Annotated in this window: 16 protein-coding genes and 1 tRNA gene; 7 read left to right on the top strand and 10 right to left on the bottom strand. The window is 49.2% G+C overall.

Features of this window, described 5'->3' with window-relative positions; translation table 11 throughout:
- Positions 1 to 98 precede the first annotated feature (98 nt).
- Together HV127_RS27885 and HV127_RS27880 are read left to right on the top strand one after the other, a co-directional pair.
- Positions 99 to 2,237 carry an EAL domain-containing protein gene (locus tag HV127_RS27885; protein ID WP_182240203.1) on the top strand — a complete coding sequence of 713 codons (2,139 nt, stop codon included), beginning with the start codon at positions 99 to 101 and terminating at the stop codon, positions 2,235 to 2,237.
- A gap of 45 nt (positions 2,238 to 2,282) precedes the next feature.
- Positions 2,283 to 3,263, top strand: a complete 981-nt coding sequence (locus HV127_RS27880; RefSeq protein WP_042934497.1) for an IS5-like element IS5 family transposase — start codon at positions 2,283 to 2,285, stop codon at positions 3,261 to 3,263.
- A 257-nt stretch (positions 3,264 to 3,520) separates the two neighbouring features.
- Here HV127_RS27880 and HV127_RS27875 read toward each other — a convergent pair whose 3' ends face one another.
- The gene (locus tag HV127_RS27875; RefSeq protein WP_110272215.1) at positions 3,521 to 4,723 is read right to left on the bottom strand and encodes a NupC/NupG family nucleoside CNT transporter; all 1,203 of its coding nucleotides are present in this window, start codon (positions 4,721 to 4,723) and stop codon (positions 3,521 to 3,523) included.
- 345 nt (positions 4,724 to 5,068) lie between these two features.
- On the opposite strand from HV127_RS27875, the gene HV127_RS27870 reads away from it, so the two are divergent.
- On the top strand, positions 5,069 to 6,304 hold the full coding sequence (locus HV127_RS27870; RefSeq protein WP_182240201.1) for an Nramp family divalent metal transporter: 1,236 nt from the start codon (positions 5,069 to 5,071) through the stop codon (positions 6,302 to 6,304).
- A 40-nt stretch (positions 6,305 to 6,344) separates the two neighbouring features.
- On the opposite strand, the gene HV127_RS27865 is transcribed toward HV127_RS27870, so the two are convergent.
- The gene (locus tag HV127_RS27865; RefSeq protein WP_181485411.1) at positions 6,345 to 6,695 is read right to left on the bottom strand and encodes a DUF2502 domain-containing protein; all 351 of its coding nucleotides are present in this window, start codon (positions 6,693 to 6,695) and stop codon (positions 6,345 to 6,347) included.
- Positions 6,696 to 6,825: 130 nt separating this feature from the next.
- A complete protein-coding gene (gene mgrA / locus HV127_RS27860) occupies positions 6,826 to 7,818 on the bottom strand; it encodes an L-glyceraldehyde 3-phosphate reductase (protein ID WP_182240199.1) in 993 nt (330 codons plus the stop codon).
- 175 nt (positions 7,819 to 7,993) lie between these two features.
- On the opposite strand from mgrA, the gene HV127_RS27855 reads away from it, so the two are divergent.
- Entirely contained in the window at positions 7,994 to 9,655 is a 1,662-nt protein-coding gene (locus HV127_RS27855) for a thiamine pyrophosphate-binding protein (RefSeq protein WP_182240197.1), read from the top strand.
- Here HV127_RS27855 and HV127_RS27850 read toward each other — a convergent pair.
- Positions 9,652 to 10,881, bottom strand: a complete 1,230-nt coding sequence (locus tag HV127_RS27850; protein ID WP_182240195.1) for an ion channel protein — start codon at positions 10,879 to 10,881, stop codon at positions 9,652 to 9,654. The genes HV127_RS27855 and HV127_RS27850 overlap by 4 nt on opposite strands.
- 263 nt (positions 10,882 to 11,144) lie before the next feature.
- Between HV127_RS27850 and glk the strand changes: the two genes are divergently transcribed.
- Complete coding sequence (glk, locus tag HV127_RS27845) at positions 11,145 to 12,110, top strand: glucokinase (protein WP_182240193.1); 966 nt, start codon at positions 11,145 to 11,147, stop codon at positions 12,108 to 12,110.
- Between the two features lie 41 nt (positions 12,111 to 12,151).
- Here the strand turns inward: glk and HV127_RS27840 are convergent, their stop codons facing one another.
- A complete protein-coding gene (locus HV127_RS27840; RefSeq protein ID WP_182240875.1) occupies positions 12,152 to 12,892 on the bottom strand; it encodes a LytTR family DNA-binding domain-containing protein in 741 nt (246 codons plus the stop codon).
- A gap of 11 nt (positions 12,893 to 12,903) precedes the next feature.
- Positions 12,904 to 14,601 (bottom strand): sensor histidine kinase, encoded by a 1,698-nt coding sequence (locus HV127_RS27835; RefSeq protein ID WP_182240191.1) that lies wholly within the window; start codon positions 14,599 to 14,601, stop codon positions 12,904 to 12,906.
- 380 nt (positions 14,602 to 14,981) lie between these two features.
- On the opposite strand from HV127_RS27835, the gene alaC reads away from it, so the two are divergent.
- Entirely contained in the window at positions 14,982 to 16,220 is a 1,239-nt protein-coding gene (gene alaC / locus HV127_RS27830; protein WP_182240189.1) for an alanine transaminase, read from the top strand.
- A gap of 45 nt (positions 16,221 to 16,265) precedes the next feature.
- Here the strand turns inward: alaC and ypdK are convergent, their stop codons facing one another.
- From ypdK to HV127_RS27810, 4 genes are all read right to left on the bottom strand, one after another.
- A complete protein-coding gene (ypdK, locus tag HV127_RS27825; RefSeq protein WP_077777854.1) occupies positions 16,266 to 16,337 on the bottom strand; it encodes a membrane protein YpdK in 72 nt (23 codons plus the stop codon).
- Positions 16,338 to 17,139: 802 nt separating this feature from the next.
- Positions 17,140 to 18,003 carry a hypothetical protein gene (locus tag HV127_RS27820; RefSeq protein ID WP_182240187.1) on the bottom strand — a complete coding sequence of 288 codons (864 nt, stop codon included), beginning with the start codon at positions 18,001 to 18,003 and terminating at the stop codon, positions 17,140 to 17,142.
- A gap of 461 nt (positions 18,004 to 18,464) precedes the next feature.
- Positions 18,465 to 18,536 (bottom strand) — tRNA-Arg (locus tag HV127_RS27815).
- Positions 18,537 to 18,610: 74 nt separating this feature from the next.
- A complete protein-coding gene (locus HV127_RS27810; RefSeq protein ID WP_182240185.1) occupies positions 18,611 to 19,504 on the bottom strand; it encodes a formate/nitrite transporter family protein in 894 nt (297 codons plus the stop codon).
- A 257-nt stretch (positions 19,505 to 19,761) separates the two neighbouring features.
- Between HV127_RS27810 and mlaA the strand changes: the two genes are divergently transcribed.
- A complete protein-coding gene (gene mlaA, locus HV127_RS27805; RefSeq protein WP_110272228.1) occupies positions 19,762 to 20,523 on the top strand; it encodes a phospholipid-binding lipoprotein MlaA in 762 nt (253 codons plus the stop codon).
- The last annotated feature ends 55 nt before the right edge of the window (positions 20,524 to 20,578 follow it).

Below are 20,578 nucleotides of genomic sequence, written 5' to 3'. Positions count from 1 at the left end.
GAATTTTTCACGATTTAAAATCTTGCCTGTCATTATTAAGCGACATAACATTTACGCCTTAAATGTATTTAGCGCGGTGGGAGTTTTAATTAACAATAATGATTGATCATCTTAACATTAAGATCAAAAAAACTCTGCTGGCTATATTGATCTGTTTTATCGCGATTCCTCTATCCAGATTTATTTCCCCGCAAACGCTCATTGATGGAAATCAAATTTATCTGGCGTGGTTGCCGATGAGTGTAATGTATTCGGTACTTTTTATTTTTGGCCGATATGCCGTTGCGCCATTGATTATTACGTTTGCGGTGACTAATACCTGGATTATCGACCTGACGCTACCGCAGGCGGCAATCCTGCTGTTTTGTCAGCTTTTCTCGGTCTTTGTTGCGTGTGCTATTGTCCGCCTTCAGCTTGGAAAACGCTGGCGTGCAGGGTTGACGGCAAAGCATATGGGGGTGAGGGTGTTTTGGGGCGGTTTTTTTGCTCCCATTCTGCTGAAGATCACCATGTACATGGCAGGACATTTTTTTTCATTTCCGTTGGCCATCTCCAGCTATTTCGGCAATATGTCGGTTATCTACACGATTATTGATATCCAAAGCCTAATTAGTGCGGCATTAATTTTTACAACATTCTTTTATTATCCGTTGCGGATGATTATCAGTCCGCAGTATGCGCGTGCATTCTGGCGTAATCTTTCTCAATCGTGGCGCTCGCGCGAGCAGCGGATATTTACGCTATATTGGCTTGTAGCGTTGGCGGCTATATTACTTATACTCTGTTCACCTTATGATTCTGATTTCATTGCAGGTTATTTAGTCCCCCTTATATTCATCCTCCATTTCATCGGGATTAGCCGCCTGGATCATATGCTAATTCGCATCTCATGGTCTGTTTCGGCATTTTTACTCGTGGCGTACAACCAGAATTTTTTACATGGCGTGCAGACTGAATATTCACTCTCGTTTGCTCTCTCAGTGTTGATTTCTTTCACCATCTGTTTGTTTTATATGGTAGATATTTATGCTCGTAGCGAGAGGATAAAGCTAAGATGGCGAGACCAGGCAGAAGAAGACCCGCTAACCGGTTTACCGAATTTGCGAGCCCTGGAGAGCTTTCTGCTACGTAATACAACGGTCATTATCAGCAGCTTACGGATTCAAAATCTGGATTTTCTCAGTCGCCATTATGGCATGATGATGAGAGTGGATAGCAAACGACAAATTGTCCGCAAAATGCAGCCGTTACTTGCTCAGGGTGAGAAGATTTTTCAGCTACCCGGCAGCGAGCTGTTACTCGTACTGAATGGTCCGGAGCCAGCGGCACGCCTCAGTCATATTGTCTCAACACTTAATCACAAAAAATACAGCTGGCATAATCAGACGTTGGATCTTGAATTTGGCGCGTCCTGGGGTCGCTATAACGGCATAGAATCGGAACTTCATCCAATGTTGGGTCAGCTAAGCTGGCTGTCGGAGCAAGCGGGAGCGGCTCGTCGAGTATTGGCGTTAGATATAGCTCAAGAGCAAATGTCCGATCAAACTACTGACCAGGTACGATTGTTAGCCCAGGTTAAACAGGCGCTTAACAACCGCGAGATTGTGTTGTATGCCCAGCCTATTCAGGATGCTTCAGGAAACGGTTATTACGAAATACTTAGCCGTATGCGTTGTGGTAACAGCATCATTACTCCCGATCGGTTTATTCCTCTGATTGCGCAGTTCAACCTGAGTCAGCGTTTTGATATGCAGGTTCTGGAAACGCTATTCAGTACGGCGCATCAATATCCAGGGATGCATTTCTCCGTCAATTTAATGCCTTACACGTTGATGCAAAACGATAGCGCAGCACAAATTATCTCACTGTTTAAGCGCTATAACTTGTCACCAGAGGTCATAACCATCGAAGTGACTGAAGAGCAGGCATTTTCTGATGTTGAAACCAGTCTGCATAATATCCACCTGCTACGAAATTTTGGCTGTAGTATCGCCATTGATGACTTCGGTACCGGCTACGCTAACTATGAACGCCTGAAAAGTTTACAGGCTGATATCGTTAAAATAGACGGTTGCTTTGTGCGTGATATTGAGACCGATCCGCTAGATACCATCATGATCAAATCGATTATTGAAATGGCGAAGGTAAAGAATATGAAGGTGGTTGCAGAGTATGTTGAAACTCAGGAACAGAGGGAAAAGCTTCTACAGCTAGGGAAGGTGCGAACAAGTCCCTGATATGAGATCATGTTTGTCATCTGGAGCCATGGAACAGGGTTCATCATGAGTCATCAACTTACCTTCGCCGACAGTGAATTCAGCAGTAAGCGCCGTCAGACCAGAAAAGAGATTTTCTTGTCCCGTATGGAGCAGATTCTGCCATGGCAAAACATGGTGGAAGTCATCGAGCCGTTTTACCCCAAGGCTGGTAATGGCCGGCGACCTTATCCGCTGGAAACCATGCTACGCATTCACTGCATGCAGCATTGGTACAACCTGAGCGATGGCGCGATGGAAGATGCTCTGTACGAAATCGCCTCCATGCGTCGGTTTGCCCGGTTATCCCTGGATAGCGCCTTGCCTGACCGCACCACCATCATGAATTTCCGCCACCTGCTGGAGCAGCATCAACTGGCCCGCCAATTGTTCAAGACCATCAATCGCTGGCTGGCCGAAGCAGGCGTCATGATGACTCAAGGCACCTTGGTCGATGCCACCATCATTGAGGCACCCAGCTCGACCAAGAACAAAGAGCAGCAACGCGATCCGGAGATGCATCAGACCAAGAAAGGCAATCAGTGGCACTTTGGCATGAAGGCCCACATTGGTGTCGATGCCAAGAGTGGCCTGACCCACAGCCTAGTCACCACCGCGGCCAACGAGCATGACCTCAATCAGCTGGGTAATCTGCTGCATGGAGAGGAGCAATTTGTCTCAGCCGATGCCGGCTACCAAGGGGCGCCACAGCGCGAGGAGCTGGCCGAGGTGGATGTGGACTGGCTGATCGCCGAGCGCCCCGGCAAGGTAAGAACCTTGAAACAGCATCCACGCAAGAACAAAACGGCCATCAACATCGAATACATGAAAGCCAGCATCCGGGCCAAGGTGGAGCACCCATTTCGCATCATCAAGCGACAGTTCGGCTTCGTGAAAGCCAGATACAAGGGGTTGCTGAAAAACGATAACCAACTGGCGATGTTATTCACGCTGGCCAACCTGTTTCGGGCGGACCAAATGATACGTCAGTGGGAGAGATCTCACTAAAAACTGGGGATAACGCCTTAAATGGCGAAGAAACGGTCTAAATAGGCTGATTCAAGGCATTTACGGGAGAAAAAATCGGCTCAAACATGAAGAAATGAAATGACTGAGTCAGCCGAGAAGAATTTCCCCGCTTATTCGCACCTTCCCTAGGGGTCGACTATTTACAGGGCTATTTGATTGGCAAGCCGCAGCCACTGAGCGAGCTGCAGGCATGAAAAAGCCGGGACGCGCCCGGCTTTTGCAATACAAGTTACAGATTACAATACCAGTGCAGCGATAGATGCAGAAAGCACACTCACCAGAGTAGAACCGTAAAGCAGCTTCAGGCCGAAGCGGGAAACCACGTTACCTTGCTCTTCATTCAGCCCTTTAATCGCGCCGGCGATGATACCGATTGAGGAGAAGTTGGCAAAGGACACCAGGAAGATGGAGATGATGCCTTCCGCACGTGGAGAGAGGGTTGAGGCCACTTTCTGCAGATCCATCATGGCGACGAATTCGTTAGAAACCAGTTTGGTGGCCATAATGCTCCCCACCTGCAACGCTTCGCCCGCCGGTACGCCCATTATCCATGCGACCGGATAGAAGATGTAGCCGAGGATCCCCTGGAAGGAAATGCTATAGCCGAACCAGCCGGTGACGGTGGCAAACAGGGCATTCAGCGCAGAAATCAGTGCGATAAAACCGATCAGCATCGCGGCAACGATAATCGCTACTTTAAAGCCTGCAAGAATGTATTCCCCCAGCATTTCGAAGAAGCTTTGTCCTTCATGCAGGTTAGACATCTGCAGATTTTCTTCACTTTCATCAACGCGATACGGGTTAATTAATGACAGCACAATAAAGGTGCTGAACATGTTAAGTACCAGTGCCGCAACAACGTATTTCGGCTGCAGCATGGTCATGTATGCGCCCACGATAGACATGGATACGGTAGACATCGCCGTTGCCGCCATGGTGTACATGCGGTTGCGGGACATTTTGCCGAGAATATCTTTATAGGCGATGAAGTTTTCGGACTGGCCCAGAATCAGCGAGCTGACTGCGTTAAAGGATTCCAGTTTACCCATGCCGTTAATTTTGGACAGCACGGTACCGATGGCGCGAATCACGATAGGCAGAATACGGATATGCTGCAAAATACCGATCAGCGCAGAGATGAAGACGATTGGGCACAACACTTTCAGGAAGAAGAAAGCCAGGCCTTTGTCGTTCATGCTGCCGAAGACGAAGTCTGTCCCTTCATTGGCGAACCCGAGGAGTTTTTCGAACATCTCGGAGAATCCTTTCACAAAACCCAGACCAATGTCAGAGTTCAGGAAGAACCAGGCCAGCAGAACTTCAATGACAAGCAGTTGAATGACATAACGAATACGAATCTGCTTACGGTTGTGGCTAGCCAACAGGGCCAGAATAGCAACCACTACGATCGCGAGAATAAAGTGCAAGACGCGGTCCATATTTGCTCCAAATATGAGGCAGGTTAAATTTCTTTGCACATTCTATGTAACGGGAGCAAAGAAAACGAGAGCTAGCACACACTATTGCAAGCATATGTGACTAATGGCAAAAAGAGTGATCAACCATGCATTTTTGTTATGTTGCGTAAAGGTTTTAAAAGTTGCATCGTTGTACTATTCTGAAGGTCGTATAAATACAATTTATCAGCTGCAGTTTTCAATTGCCGACCCGCTATCGTTCCCTTCTATCGCAGCAATTATTATCACCTTTTTAAATGAACTTGATAATCATTCGCATTTTGATAGCATGAAACATAGCAAAGGCTATATTTTCAGAGGCAGAAAATGACAAGCAGTCGCGTTGAGAATAGCAGCGGTCGCGCAGCGCGCAAGATTAAGCTCGCCTTGATGGGGCCTGCGTTCATTGCTGCTATTGGCTATATCGACCCGGGTAATTTCGCCACCAACATTCAGGCCGGGGCCAGCTTTGGCTACCAATTGCTGTGGGTTGTGGTCTGGGCGAACCTGATGGCGATGCTGATTCAGGTGATGTCGGCGAAGCTGGGCATTGCTACTGGCAAAAATTTGGCGGAACAGATTCGCGACCATTATCCGCGTCCGGTGGTGTGGTTTTATTGGGTACAGGCTGAGATCATCGCTATGGCGACCGATCTTGCTGAATTCATCGGCGCGGCCATCGGCTTTAAGTTGATTCTTGGCGTCTCCTTACTGCAAGGGGCGGTACTGACCGGTGTGGCAACCTTCTTGATTTTGATGCTTCAGAGTCGTGGACAAAAACCGCTGGAGAAAGTGATTGGTGGCTTGCTGCTGTTTGTCGCCGTGGCGTACGTTGTTGAGTTGATATTCTCCCAGCCGGCGCTGGCACCGCTGGCAAAAGGGATGCTCATTCCATCGTTACCCACCAGCGAAGCAGTATTTCTTGCCGCCGGGGTGCTGGGGGCGACTATTATGCCCCACGTTATCTACTTACATTCTTCACTAACTCAGCATCTACACGGTGGGACACGCAAAGAGCGCTATAACGCGACGCGCTGGGATGTGGCGATTGCCATGACTATTGCAGGCTTTGTGAACCTGGCGATGATGGCGACCGCCGCCGCAGCTTTTCATTTTAATGGTCATACGGGGATTGCTGACCTGGATCAGGCTTACCTGACGTTGGAACCGTTGTTGAGCCACGCGGCGGCGACTATTTTTGGCCTTAGTCTGGTGGCTGCGGGATTGTCATCTACGGTAGTGGGTACGCTGGCGGGGCAGGTGGTAATGCAGGGTTTTATCCGCTTTCATATTCCACTTTGGGTTCGCCGGACGATTACCATGTTGCCGTCATTCATTGTTATTTTGATGGGGCTGGATCCCACTCGCATTTTGGTCATGAGCCAGGTCTTGCTGAGCTTTGGTATTGCACTGGCGCTGGTGCCGCTGCTTATCTTCACCAGTAATCCGCAGCTGATGGGTGATTTAGTTAATGCCCGATGGGTGAAATTGCTGGGATGGGCGATAGTCGCGATTGTGGTAGTTCTGAACGGTTGGCTGATCGTCGGGACGATATTTGGCTAATCCTTAAATAAAATGGGGAGCCATCTGGCTCCCCATGCTGTTAGTGATGCCCGTGGCCATGCCCGCGGCCACCGCCTGGCCCACGTCCCCGGCCGCCGTGTCGGTCATCGCGATCGTTCCAGCCTTCGCGATAGCCGCGCTCGTAAGCCTTACGTTTATCCCAGCCGCGATGCCAGCCGTTATCGTGACGATGCCAGCGGTTATCACGCCATTCATAGTTTTTGCGCCAGTAGTCACGGTTGCGCCAGCCGCCACCGTCCCAGTAGTTACCGTAATTGTCGCGATCGCCAATTTGTAATTTTATTGATGGCAACAGGGTGATTTCACCAGCATTAGCGACCAATGGCGCTGTAGCCAGTAGTACTGCAGCCAGAATCAGTGACCTGAACATACTCTTCTCCTTCACGATCGGGGCCGTTGTCGGCCTGTTAACCTGATATTACGGGGCGGTAAAGCCCCATCGCATCGGCTGAACTCCTAAATCGCAAGGGAGAGCACTTTTTGCTAAAGTAAAAATGAGTTTACACCGCAAGGATCGCGTCAATGGCTGCATTTTCTTCGGTGCTGAAATGGCGATTTCCCAGCATGCCAACCGCGTCATCCAATTGGGAGGTTTTGCTTGCGCCAATCAGCACTGAGGTCACTTTCTCCTCACGCAGTACCCAAGCCAGCGCCATCTGCGAGAGCTTCTGCCCACGAGATTCGGCCAGCGCATTCAGTTGACGAACTTTCTCCAGTTTGTCATCAGTGAGCTGATCCGGTTGTAGAAAACGGCTGCCGCTGGCGGCGCGCGAGTCCGCTGGGATCCCATGTAGATAACGGTTGGTCAACTGACCGCCCGCCAGCGGTGAAAACGCTATGCTTCCCACCCCCGAGGTTTGAAGGAAATCCAGAAGCCCATCTTCAACCCAGCGTTCAAACATCGAATATTTGGGTTGATGAATCAGACACGGCGTGCCGAGATCGTTGAGGATGCTGACGGCTTCCCGGGCTTGTTCGAGCGGGTAGTTAGATAACCCGATGTACAGGGCTTTACCCTGGCGAACGATATGATCCAGCGCGCGCATCGTTTCCTGAAGTGGTGTCTCGGGATCCGGGCGATGATGGTAGAAAATATCGACATATTCCAGCCCCATTCGCTTCAGGCTTTGATCGAGGCTGGCAACCAGATACTTGCGTGAGCCCCAATCGCCATAAGGCCCGTCCCACATGGTGTAGCCGGCTTTACTGGAGATGATCAGTTCATCACGATAAGGCAAGAAATCTTCCCTCAGGATCCGACCGAAATTGCTCTCCGCCGAACCCGGAGGCGGCCCGTAGTTGTTCGCTAAATCGAAATGAGTAATGCCGAGATCGAATGCATGGCGCAGAAGCTGACGGCTGTTTTCCACCAAAGTTTCATCGCCAAAATTGTGCCAAAGTCCAAGAGATATAGCCGGTAGCTTCAATCCGCTATGGCCGCAACGGCGGTATTCCATCGTCTGATATCGCGTCGCATTTGCCTGGTAAACCATACTTCCTCCGCAGATAAAACAGGGTGTGTATACGTTTACACTAAAGAATGTTTGCCGCTGAGTACACTCCCCAAACACGTAAATTTTGCTTTCCACCACATTTGTGGTGCGGAATCTGGACAGCGCATCAGCGTATTCAATACTCAACTTACCTGCACGAGAGGAGAGTATGGATATGCAACCGACTTACACTATTGGCGATTACCTACTGGATCGTCTCGTAGATTGCGGCATTGACCGCTTGTTTGGCGTCCCTGGAGATTACAATTTACAGTTCCTCGACAGCGTGATTGCGCATCAGGACTTAGGGTGGGTCGGTTGTGCTAATGAGTTAAACGCGGCCTATGCCGCCGATGGCTATGCGCGTATCAAAGGCGCCGGCGCGCTACTGACTACTTTTGGCGTCGGTGAACTGAGCGCACTTAACGGTATTGCCGGGAGCTATGCAGAGCATATTCCAGTTCTGCATATCGTGGGAGCCCCCTGTACCGGCGCGCAGCAGCGTGGTGAATTGCTGCACCATACGCTCGGTGATGGTGACTTTAGCCATTTCTCGCGTATGAGTGAGCACATTACCTGCTCTCAAGCTGTGCTGGTGACGGGAAATGCCTGCCATGAGATCGATCGCGTATTGAGCGAGATGCTAACTCACTATCGTCCTGGCTATCTGATGCTACCCGCCGATGTTGCAAAAGCAAAGGCTACGCCGCCAGCCAGTCGTTTGCTTATAGAAAGCTTGCCCGCTGATGAGAACCAACTGATCGGCTTTCGTGAGCATGCGGAGTTGATGCTAAGAAGCAGCCGTCGCGTATCTCTGCTGGCTGATTTCCTCGCCCAGCGTTATGGGTTGCAAAACACGCTCAGAGAGTGGGTGGCGAAAACGCCGATTTCTTATGCCACGATGCTGATGGGGAAAGGGCTTTTTGATGAGCAGCAGCCGGGTTTTGTCGGAACCTACAGCGGGATCGCCAGCGCTGATAAAACCCGTGAAGCGATTGAAAATGCCGATACGATAATCTGCGTGGGGACGCGATTTACCGATACCATCACCGCTGGTTTCACTCAACATCTTCCTCAGGAAAAAACAATTGAAATCCAGCCGTTTGCCGTCCGAGTCGGCGACCATTGGTTTAGCCGGGTTCCGATGGATAAGGCGCTTGATATCCTTATTAATCTTGCCACAAGCCTGGCGGCTGAGTGGCTGCCCCCACAGGTTTCGGCCTTCGGTGTGGATAATGCAGCGGGTGACAGTCTGACGCAAAAAAACTTCTGGAGCGCGGTACAGAAACAACTACGTACTGGAGATATTATTCTTGCCGATCAGGGGACCGCAGCTTTTGGTGCCGCCGCACTCAAGCTTCCTGCCAACACAACGCTGATTGTCCAGCCGCTATGGGGATCGATTGGCTTCACCCTTCCGGCGGCCTACGGGGCGCAAATAGCGGCGGCGGACAGAAGAGTGGTGCTGATTATTGGCGATGGCGCCGCGCAGCTTACTATTCAGGAGATGGGATCGATGCTGCGTGATAAGCAACGTCCACTGATTTTACTGCTTAATAATGAGGGATATACGGTTGAGCGTGCGATTCACGGCCCCGAGCAACGGTATAACGATATTGCGCTTTGGGACTGGAATCGCCTGCCAGAAGCCTTCGCCCCTGATGTTCCTTCCCGCTGTTGGCGAGTCGCGCGTATGCAGGAACTGGAGGAGGCGATGGCCAGCAGCGTTACCTCAGACCGGCTGACGCTGGTGGAGGTGATGCTGCCAAAAATGGATATCCCTGATTTTCTGCGTGCGGTTACTCAAGCTCTGGAGGAGCGAAACAGCCGCGTTTAATCGCCGCGCTTCCTGGCGATCATTAGCGGTTTTCCGGCTAACATTAGCCAGGCCGGTAGCATAACGATACACAGCAGCGGCAACAAGGTAGAGTCCGGGACCACAACCGCGGCCATAAACAGGCTAAGCCAGCCATCCCGTGTTACGACCAGCGTTAGCCCGAGAATGGCGCAGGAGATGGTTATGGCTGCCGGGACGGCGGGAACGTGTGCATGCAGCATCAGCCCAAGCGCTACGCCGACGAATACTGCCGGGAAAATTCTCCCGCCGCGAAAGCCGCTGGCGGCGGCCAGCACCAGCGCCGCCAGCTTCACCAGTGCAATAAGCATGTAATCATTAGCGGTCAGGGTGAGGCTAAGCGCCAGTTGCTGCATCTCATCCAGACCTTTAAACAGCGTAACATGCCCGCCGATGATACCCAGCACCCCTAATAAAAAGCCGCCAATCCCCAGGGTTAATACCGGGTTTTTCAGGCTTTGCATCAGCGTATGCAGGCGCGGCAGGCACCAAACGGCAACCATACCGACGGCAATCGCGATAAGTGACACGATGGCACCGCTAATAATATCCACAAAGCGCAATTCAGGAAGATACGGAAGCGAAAATTGGGGATGAAAAAACAGGCTGGTGGTCAGTGAACCTGCAGCCGCCGCAAGCAGCGGTGCGAATAGCCGATCCCACAATGGGACATCGTTGCTGCTATTGAGCGTTTGCGAAAAGATGAGCGCAGCCGCAACCGGAGTACCGAATAGCGCGCCAATGGTGCCTGAGGCGGCAAGAATCGTCCAGTCCAGGGCGCTGACTCGCGGGAATAATCGGGTACCAAGCGCGGCTGCCAGGGCAATATTCATTACCATAATGGGATACTCAGGCCCAAGACTAACGCCACCAGCCAAACCTAAGATCAGTGCGGTGAGCAGGCCCGGCAGCGCGCTGATGCTGACAGGTGCGCCAATTAATGACTCTGTCGCAGGATCTGGCCCGGCGTGACCCGGGCTAAAGCGTACCACCAGTCCGACGGCGATACCGGTGCAGGTAAGAAGAGCGATAGTCCAGAGCGGGCCGCTGGCATTAATGCCAAAACTCGCTGGCAGGCGAGTCCAAAGGATATTTTGCAAAATAGCTGCAACTTTCATCGCCACAATCAATACGAGGCTGGATGCGATACCAATGATGATCGCGGGTATCGATAATAACAGCATCGTTCTGGCGCGTGGGTGCAGCATGAATAGTATCCTTTTAAGTATCCTGGAGCTCTCATTGCCTTGGCGTTTTATGGGCGTCGATGCAAATGATGCTGAAACGATAAAGTAAAGATGCAGCCTGACAATTGTAAGATATTCGATTCACAATTTTTCATGAATTACAGTGCAACTGTGACGGAGATCGCTAAACCAGGGGTGCTTATGCGTTGGTCGTTGTTGTTAAGGCGTCATGAATTTACAGTGTGCCAAAAGAATCATTTTGACTTTAGCGGAGCCGTAACGGAATGACAAAATTTGCTTTAGTAGGGGACGTTGGCGGAACGAATGCTCGTCTGGCGTTGTGTGATATTGCAAGCGGGGAAATCTCCCGTGCCAAGACCTATTCCGGGCTCGATTATCCAAGTCTTGAGGCCGTTGTTCAGGTCTATCTTGAAGAGCACGACGTCAAGGTGGAAGACGGCTGTATTGCCATTGCTTGCCCAATTACCGGCGACTGGGTGGCGATGACTAACCATACCTGGGCGTTTTCTATTGCCGAGATGAAAAAGAATCTGGGCTTCTCTCATCTGGAAATCATTAATGATTTCACAGCCGTATCGATGGCGATTCCGATGCTGAAAGCTGAGCATCTGATTCAGTTCGGCGGTGCGCAACCGGTGGAAGGCAAACCTATTGCCGTCTATGGCGCAGGTACCGGTCTGGGCGTTGCTCACCTGGTGCATGTTGATAAGCGTTGGGTGAGCCTGCCGGGTGAGGGCGGCCATGTTGACTTCGCACCGAACAGCGAAGAAGAGGGCATTATTCTGGAAGAACTGCGTACCGAGCTGGGGCATGTCTCCGCCGAGCGTGTGCTGTCAGGGCCGGGGCTGGTGAATCTTTACCGGGCGATTGTGAAGTCCGATGGGCGTCTGCCGGAAAACCTACAGCCTAAAGACGTAACTGAACGTGCGTTGGCTGATACTTGCATTGATTGTCGCCGCGCGCTGTCGCTATTTTGCGTCATCATGGGCCGCTTTGGCGGTAACCTGGCGCTAACTTTGGGGACTTTTGGCGGCGTATATATCGCCGGTGGCATTGTTCCGCGCTTCCTCGACTTCTTTAAATCCTCCGGTTTTCGCGGTGGATTTGAAGACAAAGGCCGTTTTAAAGCCTTTGTGCAGGATATCCCGGTATATCTGATTGTCCATGACAACCCTGGGCTGCTGGGTTCCGGTGCGCATCTGCGTCAGACTCTCGGTCAGGTTCTCTAAACCCGCCTTTTACCCGGATAAATCGTTTATCCGGGTCATCTCTACAGATGCATTAGCTGGCGAAACTCTTTTACCTTGCTGCGGCTCACCGGGACCTGAAACTCCAGGTCGCGAAGCCGCAGAATATAGGTATTGTTGAACCAGGGTTCAATTTCGCGAATTTTATTCAGATTCACGCAATATGAACGATGGCAGCGGAAGAAGTGTGCTGGCGGCAGCTTGTTACAGAACTCCGTGATATTCATCGGCATCACGAACGACTCCCGACGGGTATAAACGAACGTCATCTTTTCATGCGCTTCGGCGTAGTAGATATCATGGATGCTGGTCACGATGATGCGTTCATCTTTGATTAAATTGATCGTGTCGTTTTCCCGCGTTGGGTTGGATACCGCCCCCGTACCGGTGCTGACTTGCTGCTGTTGCCAGGCGCTGGTCAGCTTTTGCAGCATGTTAATAATGCGCGATTCCTGGTACGGTTTCAGGATGTAATCAAATGCCTCTAGCTCAAAAGCTTCTACTGCATGTTCTTTCCACGCAGTGATAAAGACAATAAAGGGTTTGTGCGCAAACTGGCTGATATTTTGCGCCAGCAGAACGCCATCCAGAGAGGGGATGTTGATATCAAGAAAAATGGCGTCAACTTTGTTGTGTTGTAAAAACTTCAGCACGTCCAGCCCATCATCAAAGGTACCGACAATCTCCATCTGACTGTGGGTGTTAATCAGCCAGGTGAGCTCTTGTTGCGCCAGGAATTCATCTTCAACAATGATGACTTTCATCTTATTTCCACTCATGATAACAGCGACTCCGTCGCCGCCTGGGGCGTATGCTGGGTCGGTATGTAGAAGGCAATTTCGGTGCCCGGCGTCAGGCGTCTAATGTGCAGGCCTTCGCCATACAGTAGCTTCACCCGATGATGAACATTCAGTAAACCGATTTTATTTCCAGGCATTTCATCAGCTTCCACTCTGGCGACTACCGCAGGGTCGATGCCATTACCTGTATCCCGAACGCTAATTCGTACCCGATTTCCGCACTCATTAATACCGATGGTGACCACGCCTTTTCCTTTGCACGGTTGGATCCCATGGACGATGGCATTCTCTACCAGCGGTTGGATCAACAGGCTGGGGATCATGAAGCTCACTTCATCATCAATATCATAAATCACCGTTAGCTTATCGCCGAAGCGCGCCTGTTCAATGGCGATGTAATCCTTGATTTGGTAGAGCTCTTTTTTGATATCAATCTGCTCGTCATCTTTTAATTCAATGTTATAGCGTAAATAGCGCGACAAATTAAAAATCAGTTGCCGTGCGGTGTCCGGATTCATGCGAATGGATGATGAAATGGCGTTCAGGGCGTTAAAGAGAAAGTGAGGATTGATTTTGCTTTGTAGTGCACGAAGCTCGGCTTTATTTGCCATCTCGCGAAGCTGTTCGGCGCGGGAAACCTCCAACTGGGTGGAGATAATCTGCGACAAGCCAATTGCCATTTCCTGCAGCGAAGAGGTGATTCGGTGCGCGTGGCAGTAATAGATTTTTAGCGTGCCGGTAACCACACCTTTCTCCCATAGTGGGATCACCAGCATGGAGTGAATTTCCGGCGTTCGATGAGCTTCATCATTATTTTTAATGATGATTTTTCCATAGCGGATCGCCTGTTGCGTCGTTGGGCTAATAAAGTCGTCGTTATCACGGTAGTTGATTTCTCCCACGCCGACATAAGCCATCACGTGCTGGGTATTGGTAATCGCGACGGCATCGGCATTGATATCGCGGCGGATGATATCGCATACCTGGCGCAGAGATTCACTGTTTACATGGCGAAACAGCGGTAGCGTTTTGTTGGCGATATCGAGCGCTAGTTTTGCCTGACGAGCGGCGCTGGCTTCTTTCTCACCCTCAACGCTTTGCACCAACAGGACGATAAAACCGATACAGACGCTGCCGAGGATCATCGGGATTCCAATTTTGGAGACAATGTCCATTCCTAGCGAGAGAGAAGGGGCCCACACTACGACGAGGATCATGGTCAGCGTTTCGCACAGCATCCCGGCAAGAATTCCGGCTTTCCAGCGTTGCGTTTTAGGGATTTTTCGACTGATAAAACCGGAGAGCAGGCCGGCGACAATGCTGGTGATGAAACAGGGGATGGCGGTGACGCCATCGATATCGATGAGATAGCGATGCACGCCGGCAATCACGCCCACGATCGCTCCGACCCAGGGGCCAAACAAGATACCGCCGGACATGACTGCGATGATACGCACGTTGACCAGCGATCCCTCTACCGGCACGCCGGACCAGGTACTGAACAAGGCAAACAGGGAAAAAATCGCGGTAACGGCCAGCAGTTCTTTTGGTGTATGCGCGGATTTATGCAGAAGTTCGCGAAACAGGCGCAGACGGATAAGGAAAAAAAGGCAAATCAACATTAATGCCGCGCGGTCAAAAACTGCCAGCAGCATCGTGAATATTTCGTGCATGTGTACGCCGTGTTAATCGCGAGAAAGGAATATGATAGAAAACCTTGCAGCAGAAGGCTAGCCAAAGGCAAGAATAGGGAAAAGTCCCACAAATAAAAGGGGATTGATGGCGAATCCTGGGGATTCAATCATCTCCACTTATTATAGATAAATGAAGTAAATTAAAAGATATCAGTCTGTTAATTTTTATTGGTGAACTCACTCAGTCAGACATGATTTGTGCCGTATTTAGTGGCGCTGATGCCCGTTTTATTCACCAGCAATTATTTTTTATCTTCCCTCTCGACAACATGAATTTTTTCGGGTTATTTTCTAAGCGTGTCGCAACTGCGGCAGCGTCGCTCGGACGGTCCGGGCGCTAACGTTAATCTGAGGAATCTATGGCTGAATTCAGTCCTGAACGCCGTTTCACGCGTATCGATCGTCTCCCCCCGTATGTTTTTAATATTACTGCTGAACTGAAGATGGCTGCGCGCCGCCGTGGTGAAGACATTATTGATTTCAGCATGGGTAACCCCGATGGTGCGACCCCACCGCATATCGTTGAGAAATTATGCACCGTTGCCCAGCGCCCTGATACGCATGGTTATTCCACTTCTCGTGGGATTCCTCGTCTTCGCCGCGCTATTTCACGTTGGTATCAGGAGCGTTATAACGTTGATATCGATCCTGAATCGGAAGCGATTGTCACTATTGGATCGAAAGAGGGGCTGGCACATTTGATGCTGGCGACACTTGATCATGGCGATACCGTACTGGTACCGAACCCCAGCTACCCAATTCATATTTATGGCGCGGTGATTGCCGGAGCCCAGGTACGTTCAGTGCCGCTAGTGGAAGGTGTGGATTTCTTCAACGAGCTTGAGCGTGCCATTCGGGAAAGCTATCCGAAGCCGAAAATGATGGTCCTTGGCTTTCCGTCTAATCCGACTGCGCAGTGCGTCGAGTTGGAGTTTTTTGAGAAAGTGGTCGCGCTGGCGAAGCGCTATGATGTTTTGGTCGTGCACGATTTGGCCTACGCCGACATTGTTTACGATGGCTGGAAAGCGCCATCTATCATGCAGGTTCCCGGTGCGCGCGATGTTGCCGTTGAATTCTTTACGCTGTCCAAGAGCTACAATATGGCAGGCTGGCGCATTGGTTTTATGGTAGGTAATAAAACGCTGGTCAATGCGTTGGCGCGTATTAAAAGCTATCACGATTACGGGACGTTCACCCCTCTGCAGGTGGCGGCTATTGCTTCGCTGGAGGGCGATCAGCAATGTGTACGTGATATTGCCGAGCAGTATAAGCGCCGTCGCGATGTGCTGGTGAAAGGGTTGCATGAGGCGGGTTGGATGGTGGAGTGTCCGAAGGCGTCGATGTATGTGTGGGCTAAAATCCCAGAGCAGTACGCGGCGATGGGCTCGCTGGAGTTCGCCAAAAAAATGCTACAGGATGCCAAAGTCTGCGTTTCGCCGGGTATTGGCTTTGGTGATTATGGTGATACGCATGTACGGTTTGCTTTAATTGAAAACCGCGATCGCATTCGCCAGGCCATACGCGGCATCAAATCGATGTTCCGTGCAGACGGCTTACTCCCTGCCTCGACGAAGCTAACGAGCGAAAACCATGAGTAAAAAAGCGGGAGCCAGTTGGCTCCCGCTTTTTTAACACCGTTATGGCTAGATCATCAGGGCGAAAGTACCGGCCCAAACGATGACCATAAAAGAAATGCCCATCAAAAAGTATTTCACGACTCATCACTCCGTGCGCTCTGCGAGACGCCTAAATGAATTTAATTTTCATGGCCTGCTTTAACTATCGCCAACAGATGCTGGCGTTAGTTGTCAATTCTGTGCTCTAACTGCTCCAGATGGCGCTAATGTACGCCTAAAAAAAGAGAGAGACAAGAGTCATTTTTTTATTAATTTTTAGTTACTTACGACTGTCGTGATTCGGCGACACATTAATTTCACTTGGTATTAAATTCTATTCTGGCGACGGCTGCTAATGACCAATTCCGTACCAGCGTAGCTGCTTGATTTTGAGATTCTTTCAGTTCCAGGTAACTTTGGAGACTCGCCCCCCGTTTTAGATAAACGGTGTTTTTTTAAAGGATTGCTTAAGGCGTTAAAGTACCTGCTGCCCTATGGCAAAAAGTGAAAGAACGGTGAGCTGGTGAAACTTATGGTGACCTGCTTGAGTAGTCATGTTGAATGTTGCAAAGCTCATAAGAAGGCGTGTGCTCGTCACCATGTTGGATGTCTGCAACATGGTGACGACAGTGCTTCATACAGCAGCCAGGTTTGATAAAGAAAAACTCAAATTATCGAATGCTAATGTTTATTAAAAGATGATTTCATAATCACACTGATGAGTGTCGCTCAGGTTGATGTAAAATCAGTTATAACTGATTTTAATAATATTTTTAGGGTTCAGTTATGAAGTGAAGTTTGAGTACATGATTTATTTTATGCTTATCTTAAGCATCGCTCCATCGAGAAAATTTTGCGATGCTGGTTTTTATTTTAATATACAGACAAAATGATTTTGTTATCATTTAAAAAGAGTACCTGAAGTTGGGCTGTCAGTATCTATGTAGTTTGAGATCATCCCCTCGGCACTGAGTTTCTCCATTACCATACTGAATGTTTTACTTTTGACGTTCTCCGTGGCATTCAGAATGTTAGTACTGAATGCTGGGTTGGAACGAATGATGTAATTGATGAATTCAAGTAAAAGCTTGTTCTGTGGGATAAATGAATTATCGTGAATTATCTTATCCTCAAAAATATTTAATGGTTTTTCTGAGAATTCCAGGGGGCGGCTGCTGATTGTATGCTCGTAAATTTTTTCAATGGCCTGATTGGTGATGTACAGCTTATTCAACGAGATTGTCGGCTTCTCATCCTCATCAGGAGTAAAGTGGCAAAAGACGACATTCCTTGCTGGAGAGATAATGCTTATTCTTTGTTCTAAAAGAGTGTTTTCTGGATTCTCCAGTATTTCCATTAAATTTCTGGAATGGCTGTACCACAGGCCTGAAACAGAAACTTTGAGTTTGAACTGTGTTACAGGAGAGCCGTATTGGGTCTCCAGATTGGGCTCACTTTCATTAAGCGTCAGGATAGTATTTATTTTTGAATGCTGCGACCAGGATCTCTCGCTTCTGCTGACTTCATCAATATTTGAGGAATTATAAAAATAGGGCTTATTACCGCCCATGTCATGTCTAATTGCACTTTTTAATGTCCCATGTGTTTTACCTAACTTAAGACAAAGATTGATGGCTCCAATATCATGCCAGTGAAGCAAATCTTCTAGTTCACAGTTTAATAATTTTTGTGCACGCGAAATTGAACAGTATTCCAGCGGCGGAAGGTTGTTTAACTTCCATATGTTTCGTTCTATTTTATTCATGATGGTATTGTTCTGTGAGAATAATTTTAAATTAACTTAAAATATGTTTTGATGAACCTTTCTCATCTTTTGTGATGTTAACTTCATATTAACGAATTCATTAAATGCTAACGTTAATCTTGTTTCCCATTGAGTCTGACATGAATGTTATTTAAGACGCGCATTCTACCAGCTATTTTATAGCGGTTAAATATGTCTATGATAAAAAACTTCGCTGATATGATAAGTTTAAATTATTATTTGTTATGTGAATTTATTTGGTTTTAATTATCTGCTCCGTGTATTTAATCCAGTCGTCATAGGCAGCAAGGATTTCAGTATGGTGCATTGTCAGGCGTGAAGATGGAGTAATAGGGGCGGGTAAAATGCTAACTTTGCTTGATAAGCACGAGCGACCGTTCAATGGTAAATCGGGCGATACGAGTGAATATATTGAAACGAAAGGGGGAGGTGCTGGAAAGTGTCCCCTGCAGGAATCGAACCTGCAACTAGCCCTTAGGAGGGGCTCGTTATATCCATTTAACTAAGGGGACGAAGCGCGTGGATTATAGCGTTTTTTTCCTTGCAGGTTAAGCAGGTATGGTCTGACTGCTCAAACTGTCGCCACTTAATGCCCTTTTTTTGCTTTAGCTCGGGCTTTTTTCTCGTGGGCCATGTCGTTACGGATCTGCGCATGGCTAAGTAAGGCAAAAATAAAGGTCCCGCCGCAAATGTTGCCGGCAAGAGTCGGTAAAGCAAAGGGCCAGATGAATTCTTGCCACGGTAGCGTCCCGTTGAACACCAGATAGAAGATTTCGACGCTGCCGACGACAATATGAGTCGTATCCGCGAGTGCAATGAGCCAGGTCATCAGGATAATGACCACAATCTTTGCAGAGCCTGCCGCAGGAAACATCCACACCATGGTAGCGACCAGCCAGCCGGAAATAATCGCATTAGCGAACATCTCCGTGGGTGTGTTGCTCATTACTTTTAAACTGATGCTCTGGAAGGCCTCAAGCGTGGGTTTATCAAAAACCGGCATGATGTCAAATGCCCATGCGGCAATCGCGGTGCCAATTAAATTACCTATCAGCACGACCCCCCAAAGACGCAACAGAAGGCCAACATTGCTCAGCGTGGGCTTATGCATTATGGGCAATACAGCGGTAACGGTGTTTTCGGTAAATAGCTGTTGGCGCGCGAGGATGACAATAACAAAACCAAAAGTGTAGCCCAGGTTTTCGAGCAAAAAACCGCCGGGGATTTCGCCAAGATGTACATGAAATATGCCCTTCGCTACCAGCGATGCTCCCATCGAAAGGCCTGCGGCAATGGCTGACCACAGCAGCGCCATGGCATCGCGCTCAAGTTCTTTCTCCCCTTCCTGACGAATCTCTTCATGGGTCGCCATCGCTTGTGAAGGCAATCTCTCTTCATCAATCTCAATTTTCTCACCTTGTTGTTTTTCATCACTTTCTACTTCGATCTCTTCACTTTCATGGTGAGTTTGCGGATTCATGAATTTTCCCCTGCTATTGACCTTAATTATAAGCGTAGAGATGTTTCAGCTATCCGTGTCTGGATAACCTCCTAAATTCTTCACAATGACAAGATTAGCAATACGGACATTGCAAAATATGTATAGAATCGTGGAGCAACAATTATGCCAAAGAAGGCTATGCTGAAAGCAGGCACATGCTTATGGGCGATATCTTAATGGAGGCAGCTGTCCTCGGATAACCCCCAGCGATAGCTAAAATTAACAGGGAGACACCTATGAATTTTCGCCTGTCGGCGCTTGCGCTTGGCGCCACATTGCTGGTCGGATGTGCCAGTTCTAGTTCTGGCGATCAACCGCAGGGGCGTTCAGATCCGCTTGAAGGTTTTAACCGCACGATGTTCAACTTCAACTTCAATGTCGTTGATCCTTATGTTCTTCGTCCTGTTGCAGTAGCGTGGCGTGATTATGTTCCGCAGCCTGCGCGCAATGGGTTGAGTAACTTTACCAGCAACCTTGAAGAACCGGCGATTATGGTGAACTCCTTCTTGAAAGGCGATCCCTATAAAGGGATGGTGCACTTTACGCGTTTCTTCCTGAACACCCTCCTCGGGATGGGCGGTCTGGTTGATGTGGCTGGAATGGCGAACCCGAAACTGCAGCGTGTTGAAGCGAGTCGCTTCGGCAGCACCCTTGGTCACTATGGCGTTGGCTATGGCCCGTATGTGCAATTGCCTTTCTATGGCAGCTTTACGATTCGTGACGAAGGCGGTGATATGGCGGACGGACTCTATCCGGTCCTCTCCTGGCTGACATGGCCGATGTCTATCGGTAAATGGATGGTTGAAGGGGTTGAGACTCGTGCACAGCTGCTGGATTCCGACGGTCTGCTCCGTCAGTCTTCTGATCCGTACATCTTAATGCGTGAAGCCTATTTCCAGCGTCATGACTTTATCGCCAACGGCGGTAAACTCACTCCGAATGAGAACCCGAACGCGCAGGCGATTGAGGGCGATCTTAAGGATATCGATTCACAGTAATCTATTTCTGGAAATAAAAAGGGTGAACATGATGTTCACCCTTTTTTGTCCCTTC

Origin of the sequence: Klebsiella sp. RHBSTW-00215 (assembly GCF_014103785.1) — a bacterium.
GTDB lineage: Bacteria > Pseudomonadota > Gammaproteobacteria > Enterobacterales > Enterobacteriaceae > Klebsiella.
The sequence above is the reverse complement of the archived record's forward strand: the minus strand, read 5'-3'. Positions and strand labels throughout refer to the sequence as shown.

Bases quoted from the DNA above. Each gene is read 5' to 3' on its own strand.
- HV127_RS27865 (WP_181485411.1), bottom strand. From the start codon at position 6,695: ATGTTCAGGTCACTGATTCTGGCTGCAGTACTACTGGCTACAGCGCCA.
- HV127_RS27875 (WP_110272215.1), bottom strand. From the start codon at position 4,723: ATGGACCGCGTCTTGCACTTTATTCTCGCGATCGTAGTGGTTGCTATT.
- HV127_RS27870 (WP_182240201.1), top strand. From the start codon at position 5,069: ATGACAAGCAGTCGCGTTGAGAATAGCAGCGGTCGCGCAGCGCGCAAG.
- HV127_RS27820 (WP_182240187.1), bottom strand. From the start codon at position 18,003: ATGAATAAAATAGAACGAAACATATGGAAGTTAAACAACCTTCCGCCG.
- mlaA (WP_110272228.1), top strand. From the start codon at position 19,762: ATGAATTTTCGCCTGTCGGCGCTTGCGCTTGGCGCCACATTGCTGGTC.
- mgrA (WP_182240199.1), bottom strand. From the start codon at position 7,818: ATGGTTTACCAGGCAAATGCGACGCGATATCAGACGATGGAATACCGC.
- HV127_RS27885 (WP_182240203.1), top strand. From the start codon at position 99: ATGATTGATCATCTTAACATTAAGATCAAAAAAACTCTGCTGGCTATA.
- HV127_RS27840 (WP_182240875.1), bottom strand. From the start codon at position 12,892: ATGAAAGTCATCATTGTTGAAGATGAATTCCTGGCGCAACAAGAGCTC.
- HV127_RS27835 (WP_182240191.1), bottom strand. From the start codon at position 14,601: ATGCACGAAATATTCACGATGCTGCTGGCAGTTTTTGACCGCGCGGCA.
- HV127_RS27880 (WP_042934497.1), top strand. From the start codon at position 2,283: ATGAGTCATCAACTTACCTTCGCCGACAGTGAATTCAGCAGTAAGCGC.
- alaC (WP_182240189.1), top strand. From the start codon at position 14,982: ATGGCTGAATTCAGTCCTGAACGCCGTTTCACGCGTATCGATCGTCTC.
- HV127_RS27810 (WP_182240185.1), bottom strand. From the start codon at position 19,504: ATGAATCCGCAAACTCACCATGAAAGTGAAGAGATCGAAGTAGAAAGT.
- glk (WP_182240193.1), top strand. From the start codon at position 11,145: ATGACAAAATTTGCTTTAGTAGGGGACGTTGGCGGAACGAATGCTCGT.
- HV127_RS27850 (WP_182240195.1), bottom strand. From the start codon at position 10,881: ATGCTGCACCCACGCGCCAGAACGATGCTGTTATTATCGATACCCGCG.
- HV127_RS27855 (WP_182240197.1), top strand. From the start codon at position 7,994: ATGCAACCGACTTACACTATTGGCGATTACCTACTGGATCGTCTCGTA.